Raw genomic sequence first — 15,890 nt, forward strand, 5'->3', positions numbered from 1 at the left:
CTATCATAACACATTACTATTTTTTATATCGCAAACAACAGCTCATTGGCTAACCATTAGCCCTTCACACTTCCTAAAACCATACCTTTTACAAAATATTTCTGTAAAAATGGATATACGCAAATGATTGGTAACGCACCCAAAAAGATTTGAGCGGACTTTAATGTTTTGTCGGAAATTTGAGCCATGACCTTGGCTTCTTCAGGTGTTAATGTCGCAAAGTTTTTCTGTACGACGACCGTCTGTATATAGCTTTGTAGTGGGTAATTACCTGGATTGTTCATATAAATTAAGCCATCAAACCAGCTGTTCCAATGCCCCACTAACGAAAACAATAGTATCGTTGCAATTGCCGGCATCGATATTGGAATATAGATGCTCCAAAGGGTTCTCCAATGACCTGCGCCATCCATAAATGCAGATTCACTTAATTCCTTCGGTGTGATTCTAAAGAAATTTAGCAGAATAATTACACTAAATACAGGTACAGCACCAGGTAATATTAATGCCCAGATCGTGTCAATCAGCCCTAATTCCTTCACAAGCATGTAGGTTGGGATTAATCCTGCGCCAAAAATCATCGTAATGAAAAAGGTCCAAGCATAAAAGGTTCGAAAGCTAAATTCATTCTTTTCCTTAGATAGCGGATACGCAATCGTTGTAGCTAACAATACATTAATTGCTCCTCCAAGGGCGATGCGCTGCAGCGATACAATCATAGAGTCCCAGAACGCTTTACGCTGAGCTACAAATTCATAGGAGGTTAAAGAAAATTCTTTAGGCCAAAAGGTTACCGTACCCGTAGCTGCAATCGCACTTGATGATAATGAGATTGCTAAAATATGAATCATTGGAAGCACACAGACCGCCGCGACCAAAATGAGAAAGATATTGTTAATGACAATAAACCAGTCTAGCTTTTTTTTGATTCGCATTCCTATACCCCCTAAAAGATTCGATAATCAGCAAATCTATAAGCAAAATAGTATGATGATGAGACGAGTATTAGCGCAATGACAGATTTAAACAATCCGACTGCTGTCGCTACACCAAACTGTGCATCTAATAAACCAATCCGATAGACGAACGTATCCAGTATATCGCCACTCTCATATACCATTGGGCTGTACATGTTGAATATTTGATCGAATCCCGCATTCAATAGATTACCTAAACTCAAGACCATCAATAAGACGATGACCATCCGAATTCCAGGTATACTAATGTGTATCGTCTGTTTCCATCGGTTAGCGCCATCAATTTGAGCCGCCTCATACAGATTCGGATTAATCCCGGTTAATGCTGCAAGATAGATAATCGTTCCGTAACCAAATTCCTTCCACGTATCTGTTATGATCATCGTATACGGGAACCACTTATTGTCGCCCAAAAAGAATATAGATTCTAGGCCAAGTTTATTTAAAAATGTATTAATCAGGCCATCCGTCGGTGACAGCATGTCTATAAAGATACCACCTAATACGACCCATGATAGGAAGTGTGGTAAGTATATCGCTGTTTGAATGCTGCGTTTCAATAGAATATGCTTCATTTCGTTTAATAGTAATGCAATAGTGATCGGAACAACTAAGCCCAATATGACCTTCATCGACGCAATATAAAAAGTATTCCACAGAATATTATCGAAATTAGGTAGGCTCATTACATACTTAAAATTATCAAATCCTATCCATTTTTGATCACCAAAGAGCCGTTTAGCTGGAATAAATTTCTGAAACGCAATAATAATGCCAGCCATAGGGACATAGCTAAATATGAGAATGAATATAAACCCTGGTAATATCATGAGATTTAACGGCAATTCCTTCTTTAACTTTTTTATATTCAGTTCAATCACCCTCTCCTATGGATTAAGAAGATGGAAAGCAAGGATATACCTTGCTTTCCATCATTTTTTTACTTGTTTGATGCATACCATTCATTGACTTCTTTGGTAATGTCGGATCCACCGACTTTATACCAGTCGTCTACGAATTTATCAAAATCATCCAAAGGAACTGCACCCATAATGATTTTTACAAATGTCTCTTTTTCCAAAGCCTCTAATGTAGATTTTCTTTCAGCCATTGTTTCTGTAGGTGAACCAGCAAACGCTTCATACATGAATAGGTTATCATTCATATAGTTAACCCCATGTCTGTAGACGCCTTCTGCTCCATAGATCTTAGGCCAACCCCATTGAGACGTATCCCCATTTTCGAATGCTGTAATATTGCGATAAATAGCTAGTGCTTCACCTGTTAAGCTGTCAAAGCTATTATTTTTCCTTGCCTCTTCGATCTCTTGGAAAGCTCGAATGTTTTTAAATGCTGATGCAGGCTGTACTGGAGAATACTTCCATACCCCTACACTACCATTCGCTTCTGGCATGTAATAGTAATCGAAATCTCCTGATTCACCCCAGTTAAGCTCAACGTGCAAATTGAACATTTTAATAAGTGCTTCAGGATTAGAATATCCCTTTCTTACTACCCAGTAGCCGCCGTCTGATTGGAATTTTTGTGGAGAAAGGGCTGGTTTGCCGTCAACAGATACGAGCGCATAGCCTACCCAGTTTGCATCAGGATCATTTTGGTAGTTGCTGATTAGCGGATACATAGGATTCCATTGTGCACCATAATCGATACCAATTTTACCAGCTGCAATACTTTCAGCTACTTTCCCGCCATCTTTAACACCGAACTCTTTATCAAGCTGACCACTTGCATACATCTCAGATAACGCTTTCAACCCTTCCTTAACTTCAGGAAGCGTACTTCCCCAAACTAAATTGCCTGCGCCGTCATCAATCCACATATTCGGATAAGCATGGTAGCCTGCAAAAAATCCTTCCAAGCCCATTGCACCGCCGTATAAATCCTTGGTTAAAGCTAAGCCATAAGTGTCATTCACATTGTTACCGTCTGGATCTTGTGTTGTAAATGCTTCAGAAATTTTCAATACATCCTGTAGAGAAGTTGGCTCAGGTATGCTTAATTTGTCTAACCAATCCTTGCGAATCCACAGATATACACCATCACCGTAAACGTCTGCCTTACCAATCCCCATTATCTTTCCATTAACTGTGCCAGAATTAAGTACTGCAGTTCCTTGTTCAGCATACAGTTCCTTTAGATCATCAGATGCGTACTGCTCCCAATATGGTGTTAAATCTTCAATTAAATCTGCTTCAGCAAGCTGCTTCAATTGCGCTGGCGATACGCGAAGCATATCCGGTAAATCCCCAGACGTTAAGGTCACGTTCATTTTTTGTGTATAAGCATCGCCAGTACTAACGGTCCAGTCATAGACTACATTAATACCTAGTTTTTCAGAAAACGCTTTCAACCATCTGTTGTCTTCAATCGTCTCTCCTGGTGTTTTAGGAATAATATTATCTTGCGTGTCATTGTCAACATCTCTAGTAAAATGAATCGTAAGTGGTGTTTCGTACTTGCCGAATGGATCAGCATCTCCGATTGCGGCATCATTTGAATTGTTGCTGTTAGAACCATTGTTGCTTGAATTGTTGTTGTTTGCATTCGTTTGAGTTGGAGTGTTGTTTTGTTTTTCATTTGAGTTTGAGCTACATGCTGCTAGAGCTCCAGTGGTAACCATCAGCGAGATCAACAGAAGTATTGCCTTTGAATACTTTTTTTTCTTCACTTTAAAACCCCTCTCATTTAATATGAATACTTAACACAATTTAAATTTTAAGGTACTTACTACCATTCGTATATTTTCAATTTGTTACTTAATTATCATCTCTTTACACCATCTATAATTTCTATATTTTCACTTTTTGATAACGTTATCATTTCTTTACCTTCTCGTAAAAAGGCTTCTATAAGAAGCAAATGATAGTAATATTATGCATAGCACTAATTGTTCACTAGTAAAGCAACCCCAATTACGAAAGGAAGTATGAAATGGCCAAACTACACATTAACGTCAATAAGAAATTGTCAGTTATTAACAAAAATATTTACGGACATTTTGCTGAACATTTGGGTAGAGGTATTTATGATGGGATCTTCGTTGGACAAGATAGCCCGATTCCAAATATCCGTGGCATTCGTACCGATGTGCTGCATGCATTAAAGCATATTAACGTACCTGTCATTCGTTGGCCCGGAGGTTGCTTTGCTGAATATTACAACTGGAAAGATGGCATTGGTCCTAAACGAAAAAAGATGGTGAATAGCGGCTGGGGCGGTGTTATCGAAAACAACGCCTTTGGTACTCATGAATATTTTGATCTATGTGAGCTGCTCGAATGCTCAACCTATATTGCGGCGAATGTCGGCTCCGGTACACCGAGAGAAGTGAGTGAGTGGGTAGAGTATATTACATTCGATGGCGAATCGGAGCAATCAGATCTTCGACGCTCACATGGTAGAGATAAACCGTGGACGCTAGATTTTATCGGTATTGGAAACGAAAATTGGGGCTGTGGTGGCCATATGCGTCCGGAGTATTACTCTGACCTCTACCGACAATTTGAAACCTTCATTCGTCATTACGGTAATAAAAAAATTCAAAGAGTTGCTTGTGGTCCTGATGGTGATGATCAAAACTGGACCGACACTGTTATGCAGCTAGCTGGCCATCGCATGGACGGAATCTCACTTCATTACTACACGATGCCAGGCTATTATTCTACTGATAAGTATAAATGGGAATCAAAATCGTCTGCTACAGCGTTTGATGAACATAATTATTATCGAACGCTAGATCGAGCTTATTTTATGGATGAATTAATCGTACGGCATAAACGAATAATGGACAAGTACGATCCAGATGGAAAGGTAGCCCTGATTGTTGATGAATGGGGCACCTGGCATCTTGCAGAGGAAGGCACCAATCCCGCCTTCTTATATCAACAAAACACGATGCGAGATGCGATCGTAGCTGGCTTGTCCTTGAACATATTTAATTTACATAGTGATCGCGTTACAATGGCTAATCTGGCTCAGATGATCAATGTTCTGCAGTCTCTTATTTTAACCGAGGGTGACCAGATCGTACTCACACCAACCTACCATGTGTTTGATCTGTATAAAGGGCATCACAATTCTACACTAGTAGACAGCTTACTAGAAGCAGATGACTTGCAAGTTAATGAAGCAAAGCTTCCTCATCTGCACGTGAGCGCCTCAGAAAAACAAGATGGCAGTATTCATCTTACGATCGTCAATTTATCCGCTCATGACGATGTCCAATTGCATACCCATTTAGAAGGAAGAAGCTTCTCAACAGCGAAACTTCGCTATATATCAGGAGCGATTACAGACCACAATACGTTCGAGCAGCCTGAACGAATTACAATTCAAACCGCTGAACCGTTAGAAATAAACAATAACGAATTAACGATAAAGATATCTCCTTGCTCTGTATATGAAGTCATTTTAACGTAAAATCTACGAAGCCGGATTCAACGTTCGAATCCGGCTTCGCTTTATATGCTATTACAACGTTATGATTGCCATACGTTCTTTACTTTTCTGTGCTTCCACTTGTCATCGCCTTTTCAGCTTCGAGCGTACGCATGCCCGCTTCAAGTGTTCGAATAATACGTTCCGTATCATAGACACAGCCCTTCCATGTCCCTCCGCTTGCTGCTTGTAAGGCAGCCCATAAACGAGTATCATCTGGGAGATGCATGTCTTCATGAATGTCTGATAGCATCGTTCGCTTCGATAATATGGCGCTGCCTGCCTCTGGTGATTCCGGATGCTCTCCACAGCCTACCATATTAATATTCCCCTCAAGCTTGTGGGTATCAATTCGAATGTCAATCCAATCACCTGTGCGGAGCTTTCCTATCGGACCGCCTGAAAGAGCCTCGGGACCAATATGACCAATACAAGCACCGGTGGAGACACCAGAGAAACGAGCATCTGTTAACAGAGAGACATACTTACCAAAAGACAAATGCTTAAGGGCAGAGGTAAGCTGATACGTCTCCTCCATGCCAGTACCTGAAGGACCACGACCAACTAAAGCTAATATATCTCCTTCGACGATGCCTCCTGTTTTAATTGCTTGGATGGCATCGCGCTCTGTTGTAAATACTTTAACTCTTCCTATGTGACGAAATACCCCCTGATCATCAAGCATCGATGGCTCAATAGCCGTTGACTTTATAACCGAGCCCTCAGGAGCGATATTACCGACAGGAAAGGTTAATGTCGAGGTTAAGCCTGCTTGCTTAGCTCGCTCAGGACTATAGATAACAGTATCTGGGTCAATTCCCTCCTGCTGCTCTAAATAATCCCGCATTCGCTTACGTCTCTCTGACGTTTCCCACCAGTCAAGTGTTTCACCGAGTGTAACACCTGCTACCGTAAGTACTTGCTCCTCTAATAACCCTAGCTTTCTTAGATGCAGCATCACCTCTGGAACACCGCCAGCTAAAAATAAACGGATCGTTGGGTGAGGAATTGGACCATTCGGCAGTACACTCACTAATCTCGGTACACTTCGATTAATACTCGCCCAATCTGCTACATCAGGTACGGACAAGCCTGCTGCTTGTGCAATAGCTGGAATGTGCAGCAGCAAATTCGTAGAGCCGCCGAACGCTGCATGAACGACCATCGCATTGCGAATCGAAGCATCAACTAGTACATCAGCTGTCGTGAGACCTTGACCGGCAAGCTGCATCGCTGCCCTCGAGGATTGACGTGCCATCTCTAGCCACACGGGCTGACCGGAAGGAGACAATGCAGCATGTGGGACGGTTAAGCCAAGTGCCTCTGCAACGACCTGTGCCGTACCTGCTGTACCAAGAAACTGACAGCCTCCACCTGGAGTTGCGCAGGCGCGACAGCCAAGATCTGCTGCTTCCTCTAGTGATAATTCTCCGTTTGCATACCTTGCTCCAATTGTTTGGATCTTGCCTGCATCTTCACCGTGTGTAGGTGGGAGCGTGACACCTCCAGGCACGATTACACCTGGAATGTTTTTCATGCCAGCGATGGCGAGCATCATAGCTGGCAATCCCTTATCACAGGTCGCAACACCTAGTACAGCTGCTCGATTGGGCAGTGAACGCATTAATCTTCGCATAACGATCGCTGCATCATTTCGGTAAGGCAACGAATCGAACATCCCTGTTGTCCCTTGTGAACGCCCATCGCAAGGATCACTTACGTAGCCTGCAAACGGAATATTTCCATGTTTGTTTATTTCGTCGGCTGCTTCTCGCATGAGCAGTCCAATCTCCCAATGACCGGTATGATACCCGAGAGCGATGGGATGACCATCATCCGAACGTATACCACCTTGAGTTCCTAGTAAAAGAACTTCTTTTCCTTTGAGACGGCTTGGCTTCCAGCCCATCCCAACATTCTGACTCCAACCGAAAAGATCACCGCTTGGCGCATTTAGCAGCATGTCGTGTGTGAACGGTAAGCTTCCTTCTGGTCCGCGTGCATGTGTTTCAATTTTGAAGAACGTTTCATTCTCAGGTCCCATCACTTGACTGAGATGATCAGTCATTCCACATCGCTCCCTTTACTAAGGCTTAATAAACACAGTTTTAATCGACGTATAGAATTCAATGGCAGCTTGCCCCTGCTCCCGTGAGTGCGAGCTTGAGTTTTTCATACCTCCGAATGGTGCTTGCAGCTCAACTCCTGCAGTTTCGGCATTAACACGAACTAAACCTGCTTCTGTCTCATTAATAAAGGTCAATGCATTACCAATATTTTTTGTGTAGATCGAAGCGCTTAAGCCGTACTGTGTATCATTAGCTAAAGCAATCGCATCCTCAAAGCTATCTGCCTTAATTAAGGTGAGAACAGGACCGAAGATTTCTTCTTGCGCAATCGCCATATGTGAAGAGACATTATCAAAAACAACTGGCGCGATAAAGTAGCCTTCCATAGACTTATCGTCTTGTTGCTCTTGACCTACAACCATCTTAGCTCCCTCATCAAGACCTTTTTGAATGTAGTGCTTAACCGTCTCGTATTGTTTTTGATTGGCACAAGGACCCAGCCACGTAGTTCCATCTAGTCCATCTCCTACCTTAAGCTGCTTTACCTTTTCGATTAAGAGCTCGCGGAATTTTTCATAAATATCCTTCACCACGATGACTCGGCTAGTTGCCGTACACTTCTGTCCCGTGGAGCGCAGGCCACCTGAGATCGTCGCTTCTACCGCTAGCTCCAGATCCGCATCTGCCGCAATAATGATCGGATTTTTCCCGCCCATTTCCAGCTGGTATTTTGCACCACGCGCAGCAGCGGTTTGACCGACTTGCTTGCCGACCGTATTAGAGCCTGTAAAGGTGATGCCATGGATATCTTTATGCTCAGCTATCGTCTGGCCGATGATTCTTCCTTCTCCAATGACCATATTTAGAACGCCCGCTGGAATCCCCGCCTCATGAAAGCAGCTCATCACAAGTGATGCCGTGACAGATGTTTCACGCGCCGGCTTCCAAACAACCGTATTGCCATAAATAAGTGCAGGTGCGATTTTCCAGATAGGGATTGCTACTGGAAAGTTCCAAGGTGATATAACGCCCACAACGCCTAAAGGTGCTCGCGTCGTGTACATTAATGCGGAGGGGTCAGTGGCAGGAATAACATCGCCTACCGGTCTCATTCCCTCGCCAGCAAAGTATTTTAGAATTGCGATACCTCTCGTTACTTCACCTTTTGCTTCACCTAGCGTTTTCCCCATCTCTCTTGTCATCATTGTTCCGATCGCTTCCACTCTTTCTTCCATGATGCTTGCAACCTTGAACAATACATTGCCACGCTCCGCACCAGTCATGCTGCGCCACTTCTTACGAGCTTCGCTCGCGGCCACTACAGCAGCCTCTATATCTTCTTCATTAGAAAGCGGAACGGATCCAACTTCTTCATTTAAGCGAGCTGGGTTTTTATTGACAACATAATTGTCTGACTTTGGTGCCAGCCAAGCTCCATTAATATAATTTTGAACAGTCAATACTTTCGTTTCGATAGACATCGTTACATCCTCCTAATTATAGCGTTTTATCGCAGGGCTTCTGCAGCTAATTCATGCTCATAGACAGCAACGTTGACAAGCGTACCTAATCCTTCAATCTCGATCTCAATTCTGTCTCCCGATTGGAGTGTGAAATCATTAGGCGGCACGAGACATGTACCTGTTAACAGCACCGTTCCAGCAAATAGAACATTATCCTTCTTTAAGTAGCTAACTAATTCGTCAAATGTGCGCTTTAGCTGCTTGGAATTTGCTTGTTCTTCAACGACGAGCTGACCATCTCGATATACTCGACATGCCATGGAGAGTGAATAGGGATCATCGATCGTTTCTGCCAAGCGAACAAACGGCCCGATCGCACAGGAACGTCTCCATATTTTAGCCTGAGGCAGATAAAGAGGGTTTTCACCTTCGATATCACGGCAGCTCATATCATTACCAATCGTATAACCAATAATGGCACCGCTTTCATCTAGAACAAGCCCTATTTCAGCTTCAGGAACCTGCCACTTCGAATCCGTGCGAAGACAAACCTCTTCATTAGGTCCTACTGTACGCTGAGCAGTTGATTTCATAAATAGCTCTGGGCGATCCGCATCATACACCTTATCGTAAAAGGTTAGGCTATCTAGCTTGCCTTCCGTTGCTTCATAATTTCTCGCCTCTCTGCTTCGTTGATAGGTCACTCCTGCAGCCCAAACCTCAGGAGCATCCACAGGTGTAAGGAGCTGCAATTCATCTATCGTTGAGCTAATAGGTGTTGCTTGCTGCAAAATAGATTGGACATACGCTGCGGTTGTACTTCCATTATGACGTGCTGCAGCAACAAGGTCCATTAGATTCGATTCAGGTAAGCGGTAAAGCTCTCCCTTGTCAGTTACTACTCCCAGGTAAGTATGTAGCGCATCACGGTAACGAAAAATATTCATAAATATAATCCTCCATTCAATTGTTTTATAATGTAAAACAACGTTCTTGAAAATGGCGATAATAAAGAGGGAGAAGCGTAAATCTCCTACCCTTACGGCCTGTAGCCCAGTCCAGTTGAAATATATTTCGAGGTTTCACTCAAGCGTAGCAACAACGCTTCTAGCTCCTCATCGTTGACCGTTGTAATTAACGTTGAGAGACTAATAGCGGCAATAACCCGCCCACTATGATCGTAAATTGGAGCTGCGATGCAACGAACGCCTATTTCATTTTCCTCTCTGTCATAGGCTACTCCTCTTTCAATTACCTGTTGCAATTCTATTCCAAAGTCATCTGCATTATTAATTGTATGTGAGGTATGAATGGAATATTGATAATTTTCTAGCAGCTTCTCTCTTTCATTAACAGGCATGTATGCAGCAAGTATTTTTCCTACTGCACTACTATGGAGCGGTACTCTACGGCCAATCCATGAGTAACGAATAGCTGCTTTGCTTCCTTCAACCTTATCAATGTACACGCCTTCTGAGCCATCTCGGATGACGAGATGTACGGTCTGCCCTGTCTCTTCCGATAGCCTGCTGAGATACACGTTAGCAACTTCTCTGATATCCAGTCCTCTTAACATTAGCTGCCCTTTTTCTAATAGCTTCATGCCGAGTTTATACAGCCCATGCTCATCTTGTTCGATATAACCATGTAATTGCAGCGTCTTAAGCAATGAATGTACCGTGCTTTTATGAAGACCTAAGCGCAAGCTAATTTCAGTAATTTTCAATTCTTTGTTGTAGTCATCGAACAAATCTAGTATTTGAAGTGCTCTGTCTACCGACTGAATAATCGGCAAAAAACTCACCCCCTCATGTTTTATATTATAAAACAGCGTTTACATATATTGTAGCAAATCATGAGCGAATTCGTCTAGTTTTATTACCCATTTCCTGAATATTTTTTTACAACAGTGGTAAACATAAACAACATTATTATAGGGATTAGAACAGACGGAAGAGTCAATTTACGAGGAAAAAGAGGACGACAGCATGCTCCAAGCAACTCAAACGCTTGAATGGTTAATTCAGCAATTAGGTCATACAACGGATATGGTCAATAAGCCTCTTAAGTCAAATCAGAAGGAAGCAACGCTTGTATTTATTAAAACGCTCGTTGACAGTGATAAAATCCAGCAGCTGATCATTAAGCCATTCTTCGAGATCGAAACGCGGGGCAACTTTCTTGATTATTTACGTTCACTTCCAGATGGGCAAGAGATAACCTCTCAGGAGCAGGTGCTCTCAGAGCTGACAAAGGGCAGTGTGGTTGTCTCGATGAATAATTATCTCTTTATGTTCGACATCAGAAAAGTAAATACGAATATGGTGCCAACGACGTCGCTTGAAAATACAGTGCTCGGACCACAATCCTCTTTGAGTGAGGATATTCATACAAACATTAATCTCATTCGAAGTCGATACCACCAACCAACGCTAACCGTTGAAATGCTAGAGCTTGGCTCGAAGTCTATTCAAACCTTAGCTGTTATCTATGATCGTGAGCTGGTTGATCAAACTGCCCTTGAACAAATTAAATATAGACTCGAGCAATTGAGAAATAAACCACTTATCCAATCTACCGTAGAATTACAAAGATTAATTAACGGACGCAAGGTTTCGCTCTTCCCCTTCTTTATGATTACAGAGCGTGTCGATCGAATAGTATACAATCTTAGCGTTGGGAAAATTGCACTGTCACTTGATGGGGATCCTTCAACGATTGTTGCGCCTGCAATCTTTACTGACTTCATGGCTGCAATGGATGATAAATATCACTCAAAACTATATACAAAATTCGTACAGATTATTAGGTATGTCGGTTTATTTATCACGCTGCTGCTACCCGGCTTTTATGTTGCAGCCACTTCATACAATCCAGAAATTTTACACACAGAGCTTGCTTTATCTGTTGCCGGCAGCCGTGTTGGCGTTCCATACCCATCCTATGTTGAAGTGACCATTATGCTGATCATTATGGAGCTATTAATCGAGGCCAGTATTAGACTTCCAAAAACGATAAGTGCGGCAGCTACAACCGTAGGCGGGTTAATATTAGGTACTGCCATTACAGAGGCTGCACTCGCCTCTAACATTATGATCATTGTCGTTTCTGCCGTCGCAATTTGTAACTTCTCCATTCCTATTGGTGAATTGAATTCAGCGATAAGAGTATTGAAGTATGTGTTTATTCTGTTTGCTACTATAGCCGGGTTAGCCGGACTTACGTTTGGCCTGCTGGCAATTGTCATGTACTTAACCAATAGTGAAAGCTATGGCGAGCCTTATCTCAAAATAAATATAGATTTGAAATCGAAGGGTGAGCAGCAGTGAGCCGATATTTTTATTATCTTGTAGTTGTTGAATTCGTAGGAAGCATTCTCTCCGTTATCCCTTCATTTTTATTCGAATCAAGCAAGAAGGGAACGATAATGTCTATGCTGCTCGCACTGCTTGCAGGCGTAGCTTTTATATATTGGATCACTAAGTTTTTTAATCATTATCCCGGTCGTGGATTACCCGAATTGCTGCAACAGCATATTCCTAAATGGATTGCATTCCCTATCTTTTTTATGCTTAGTTTTGCGTGGTTTATATTCGGCTTAAAAACACTTCTCAATTATTCTTTTTTGTTAAAGCGTTTTTTATTGCCACATTTACAAATACATTGGATCATTGCGTTGGTGCTTTTATTTATAACGTATAGCTTTTTTATGAAAACTAAAAAGCTGCTCTATACATTGGAAATTGTATTGTTCATTAATATTCCACTTATGATTTATATTGTCGGGATATTATATGTCAACACAGCCCTAGATTGGGATTATGTAAAGAAATCAATGATGTATGTTTATCACGCTCCTAGTCTTCTCGCATTTTCAGCCTCCTTTCTCATTTTTATAGGAGCTTCGAATTTGATCATCGTTAACCGTGAGTTCAAAAATAAACAGAAGCTAACTATCTTTCAAATCCTTCTTTTATTTGTATTAGGAGCCTGGATTTTGTTCACGAATTACTTTATACCGATTGGATACAATGGCTTTCAACAAATCCAATATATCAATTTCCCTTGGATACTAGGTACAGACTCATTAAAGGTTGCACTAGCATTTCTAGAGCGAATTATGTTTGTGTTTCTCTTCTTGCATATATCTGTAACCTTTGTGAATATCATTATTTTTTGGCATGTAAGCTTGGAGCTTCTAAAGAGCACAGCTAAGCTAGTGAGACGTAAGCAGAAAGAAAGCAATATGATTACATACATCTTTGCATTTGTTGTTTGGAGCATTAGTCTCGTCGTCAGCATGAATATAACCGAATCAAGTTATTTAATGTATGCAAGATCGTTGTTCGTTGCGTTTCCTCCTTTCTTCTTATTTTTGCTAATCGTGTGTTGGTTCATTAGCTGGAGGGATAAACATGATAACCGCAGCCTTAAAACAAATTAGATGGATTAGCTTACTATTAATACTCATTCTTCTCATACCCATTGCCGCTGGATGTGGTACGAAGGATATTGATAAAAGAATGTTTGTCATTGGTGTTGGAGTCGATAAAAGTGATAATGAAGAAAAACCATATAAGGTTTCGTTAAAAGTCCCTGTCCCGATGAATAAAAAATCATCGGGAACATCACCCGGCTTTATCTTCTTAACAGAGGAAGCCGCGACCATAAGTGAAGCCCTTCACCTGTTAAAAACCCATGTAGATAAGAACCTAGAATATGGACATGCCAAATTTATTGTTATTGGCGAAAGTATTCTGAATCTTGCCGATCATTGAAACGAATGAAGAAAAGGACAAAATTATCGTAAACAAAGCGATGATTGTTGATGATAATTTTAAAGGGAAGCTGGAGCTTACAACAGAGCAAGTAGGAGACTATAATATGATCACCAACAGTATGGGCAGTGTAAAATTTGAATTGGGAGTACAGGCTGAGGACTATAACTTCACTGTATATATTGATAAGGTCAAATCGAAATATAAGATCATTACGAATAACAATAAGCCTGTAGTAAAGATGAATCTGGAGTTAACAGGGGTTGTTGAAGAATCAACGAAACGTTTGGTCCAACACAAAACAGAAGAATACAGTAAGCTTGCAGGCGCTGTTGTCAAGAAGCGTCTTGAGAAGTTTTTAACCCATCTTCAAAAAAACGAGGTTGATCCGATTGGTTTTGGTTTGCGCTATGAGGCGACGCGATTGCATACGGAACATATCGAAGATGAATGGAATAAGCTTTATCCTGAGCTAAGCTTTGATGTTACAGTACATGTAAAGATTACTAGCCTCGGATCTATTGAGTAATTGTCACGTCCCTCATGGAAGTTTTTCTCTTAGGAGCTCATGCCAGGATGCAAGAATGTCCTGCAAAAGTATAAAGCCTCGAAGCCGGCAGCATGATTCGGTTTCGAGGCTTATTCATTACTATTGCTGCTTGACGACAAGTACGATTTGCTTAGAGGTTGGTGATATGCTTCCTCCTTTTGGCTCCACCGTCAACATAATGAAGTCTGTCGGATGCAAATAAGGCGTTGTCGTATATAGATGCCCAGCTGAGCCAACTCTTTGAATAATGCCCAAGCTGCTTGCTTGCTGTCCTGACATGGCCCAAGCCTGGTAATCTTTCATTTCGAGATCAGGCAAATTTTCTAGCCACAAAAAAACTTCCGTTAGATCATCCTTAAGCCATAAATAGCCGCTGCTTTTTTGTTCCTCAGCCATTTCAATTCTATATCTCGCACTATCAACAGCATTAACGAATGAAGCAGCGCTTGGCTCATAATGTCGTACATATTGATCTACGTGCATAGGAGTCGATGGTTGATGATTAAAGAGCAGCATAGACATGACGAGCACGAAAGCTGCAGCAGCCACTCCACCCATCAGGTATTTGTGCTCCTTAAGCTTGCGCTTCCATTGCTTCATTCGGGCTTGTTTTTTCACAACTCGCTGTAACGACAACAAGTATTTCTCGTCTGGCATCAGCTGCTCTTGCCGCTCAACCGCCATAATAGGATTAAATGTGTCAGCCTTACCAGCGTGTTCTACGCCATTAGAGGCATAGATCAAGCTCCATTCCTCTACGTATTGCCTGCAAACTAAGCAGTCTTCCAAGTGAGCTTCAAGCTGCTGACGCTTGTCATGCGACAGCATCCCCATTACAAAATCTACCCATTCTTCCTCTACATAATGGCTATTGCAGTTATTGTATTTATGATCGCTGGTCATAGGAATCCTTCCTTTCCTCTAAATGATGCCAGCCCCTTTTCTCTAGCTGTTTTTTCAAGTTTCCAATCCCATAGCGGACCCATGATTTTACTGTTCCCAATGGGACCTTCCAATCCGTCGCCATTTCATTTTGCGTTTTTTCTTGAAAATAAGCAGCATAAATCGCATTTCGTTGCGTTAAAGGCAACTCGCCAATTGCTTCTTGCAGCAACTCTCGATCGAGCTTACCCATCGTTATTGTTTCAGGTGTGGCAGTCGTTTCTTTGGCGTCCTCTATCGTTAGCGGCTCCAAACTCACAACAGCTGCCCTCCGCTTCTTTTTACGCATATAATCCATACTTCGGCTCCTTGCAATGACTGCAATCCACGCATCAAGTGAGCCTCTGCTATCGTCATATTGCTCTGACTTCCGCAGCACCTCTAGAAATATATCGTGACATATTTCCTCGGCCTCCATTCGATCCTGAACACAGTGTAAAGTAATGTGCATAACGAGCGGAACATACCTGTTATACAACTCATTGAAAGCCTCGATCGAGCCTTCTCGAATGGCTAATAGCAGCTCAGCGCTTGAATGCTTATTCCCCATCGTATATCGGTCACGCAATCGAGCTAACCCCCTTACATCAAGATTAGATCTTATATATTGATATATGAATCAATTTCATAAATCGAAAGTCTTGCTATGACTA

General features: G+C 41.9%; 14 protein-coding genes. 5 read left to right on the forward strand and 9 right to left on the reverse strand.

Annotated features, from left to right (window positions below; all coding sequences use genetic code 11):
• Nucleotides 1-56: 56 nt before the first annotated feature.
• From NSQ99_RS14305 to NSQ99_RS14315, 3 genes are all read right to left on the reverse strand, one after another.
• Nucleotides 57-935: a carbohydrate ABC transporter permease gene (locus NSQ99_RS14305; RefSeq protein ID WP_251665955.1), complete on the reverse strand. Its 879-nt coding sequence runs from the start codon at nucleotides 933-935 to the stop codon at nucleotides 57-59.
• Between the two features lie 11 nt (nucleotides 936-946).
• The gene (locus NSQ99_RS14310) at nucleotides 947-1,807 is read right to left on the reverse strand and encodes an ABC transporter permease (protein WP_251666353.1); all 861 of its coding nucleotides are present in this window, start codon (nucleotides 1,805-1,807) and stop codon (nucleotides 947-949) included.
• A 110-nt stretch (nucleotides 1,808-1,917) separates the two neighbouring features.
• Nucleotides 1,918-3,666 carry an extracellular solute-binding protein gene (locus tag NSQ99_RS14315; protein WP_340837348.1) on the reverse strand — a complete coding sequence of 583 codons (1,749 nt, stop codon included), beginning with the start codon at nucleotides 3,664-3,666 and terminating at the stop codon, nucleotides 1,918-1,920.
• A 263-nt stretch (nucleotides 3,667-3,929) separates the two neighbouring features.
• Between NSQ99_RS14315 and NSQ99_RS14320 the strand changes: the two genes are divergently transcribed.
• A complete protein-coding gene (locus NSQ99_RS14320) occupies nucleotides 3,930-5,417 on the forward strand; it encodes an alpha-N-arabinofuranosidase (RefSeq protein WP_340837350.1) in 1,488 nt (495 codons plus the stop codon).
• Nucleotides 5,418-5,496: 79 nt separating this feature from the next.
• Here the strand turns inward: NSQ99_RS14320 and NSQ99_RS14325 are convergent, their stop codons facing one another.
• The 4 genes from NSQ99_RS14325 to NSQ99_RS14340 all read right to left on the reverse strand — a co-directional run bounded on the left by NSQ99_RS14325 (nucleotide 5,497) and on the right by NSQ99_RS14340 (nucleotide 10,762).
• Entirely contained in the window at nucleotides 5,497-7,503 is a 2,007-nt protein-coding gene (locus tag NSQ99_RS14325) for a YjhG/YagF family D-xylonate dehydratase (protein WP_340837352.1), read from the reverse strand.
• 18 nt (nucleotides 7,504-7,521) lie between these two features.
• On the reverse strand, nucleotides 7,522-8,985 hold the full coding sequence (gucD, locus tag NSQ99_RS14330) for an alpha-ketoglutaric semialdehyde dehydrogenase GucD (RefSeq protein ID WP_340837354.1): 1,464 nt from the start codon (nucleotides 8,983-8,985) through the stop codon (nucleotides 7,522-7,524).
• Nucleotides 8,986-9,011: 26 nt separating this feature from the next.
• Nucleotides 9,012-9,914: a fumarylacetoacetate hydrolase family protein gene (locus NSQ99_RS14335; RefSeq protein ID WP_251665962.1), complete on the reverse strand. Its 903-nt coding sequence runs from the start codon at nucleotides 9,912-9,914 to the stop codon at nucleotides 9,012-9,014.
• A gap of 92 nt (nucleotides 9,915-10,006) precedes the next feature.
• Nucleotides 10,007-10,762, reverse strand: coding sequence for an IclR family transcriptional regulator (locus tag NSQ99_RS14340; protein WP_340837356.1), 756 nt, complete (start codon nucleotides 10,760-10,762; stop codon nucleotides 10,007-10,009).
• Nucleotides 10,763-10,955: 193 nt separating this feature from the next.
• Between NSQ99_RS14340 and NSQ99_RS14345 the strand changes: the two genes are divergently transcribed.
• Genes NSQ99_RS14345 through NSQ99_RS14360 form a run of 4 tightly spaced genes read left to right on the forward strand, consistent with a single transcriptional unit; the run spans nucleotide 10,956 to nucleotide 14,274 of the window.
• Complete coding sequence (locus tag NSQ99_RS14345) at nucleotides 10,956-12,296, forward strand: spore germination protein (protein ID WP_340837358.1); 1,341 nt, start codon at nucleotides 10,956-10,958, stop codon at nucleotides 12,294-12,296.
• Nucleotides 12,293-13,411 (forward strand): GerAB/ArcD/ProY family transporter, encoded by a 1,119-nt coding sequence (locus NSQ99_RS14350; RefSeq protein WP_340837359.1) that lies wholly within the window; start codon nucleotides 12,293-12,295, stop codon nucleotides 13,409-13,411. The genes NSQ99_RS14345 and NSQ99_RS14350 overlap by 4 nt, the downstream gene beginning before the upstream one ends.
• Nucleotides 13,383-13,745, forward strand: coding sequence for a Ger(x)C family spore germination protein (locus NSQ99_RS14355; protein WP_340837361.1), 363 nt, complete (start codon nucleotides 13,383-13,385; stop codon nucleotides 13,743-13,745). The genes NSQ99_RS14350 and NSQ99_RS14355 overlap by 29 nt, the downstream gene beginning before the upstream one ends.
• A complete protein-coding gene (locus tag NSQ99_RS14360; RefSeq protein ID WP_340837362.1) occupies nucleotides 13,732-14,274 on the forward strand; it encodes a Ger(x)C family spore germination C-terminal domain-containing protein in 543 nt (180 codons plus the stop codon). The genes NSQ99_RS14355 and NSQ99_RS14360 overlap by 14 nt, the downstream gene beginning before the upstream one ends.
• Nucleotides 14,275-14,394: 120 nt before the next feature.
• Here the strand turns inward: NSQ99_RS14360 and NSQ99_RS14365 are convergent, their stop codons facing one another.
• On the reverse strand, nucleotides 14,395-15,198 hold the full coding sequence (locus tag NSQ99_RS14365) for an anti-sigma factor (protein ID WP_340837364.1): 804 nt from the start codon (nucleotides 15,196-15,198) through the stop codon (nucleotides 14,395-14,397).
• Entirely contained in the window at nucleotides 15,182-15,805 is a 624-nt protein-coding gene (locus NSQ99_RS14370; protein ID WP_251665970.1) for an RNA polymerase sigma factor, read from the reverse strand. The genes NSQ99_RS14365 and NSQ99_RS14370 overlap by 17 nt, the downstream gene beginning before the upstream one ends.
• Nucleotides 15,806-15,890: the final 85 nt, after the last annotated feature.

The sequence above is a fragment of the Paenibacillus sp. FSL W7-1287 genome (assembly GCF_038004245.1).
GTDB classification, from domain to species: domain Bacteria; phylum Bacillota; class Bacilli; order Paenibacillales; family Paenibacillaceae; genus Pristimantibacillus; species Pristimantibacillus camelliae.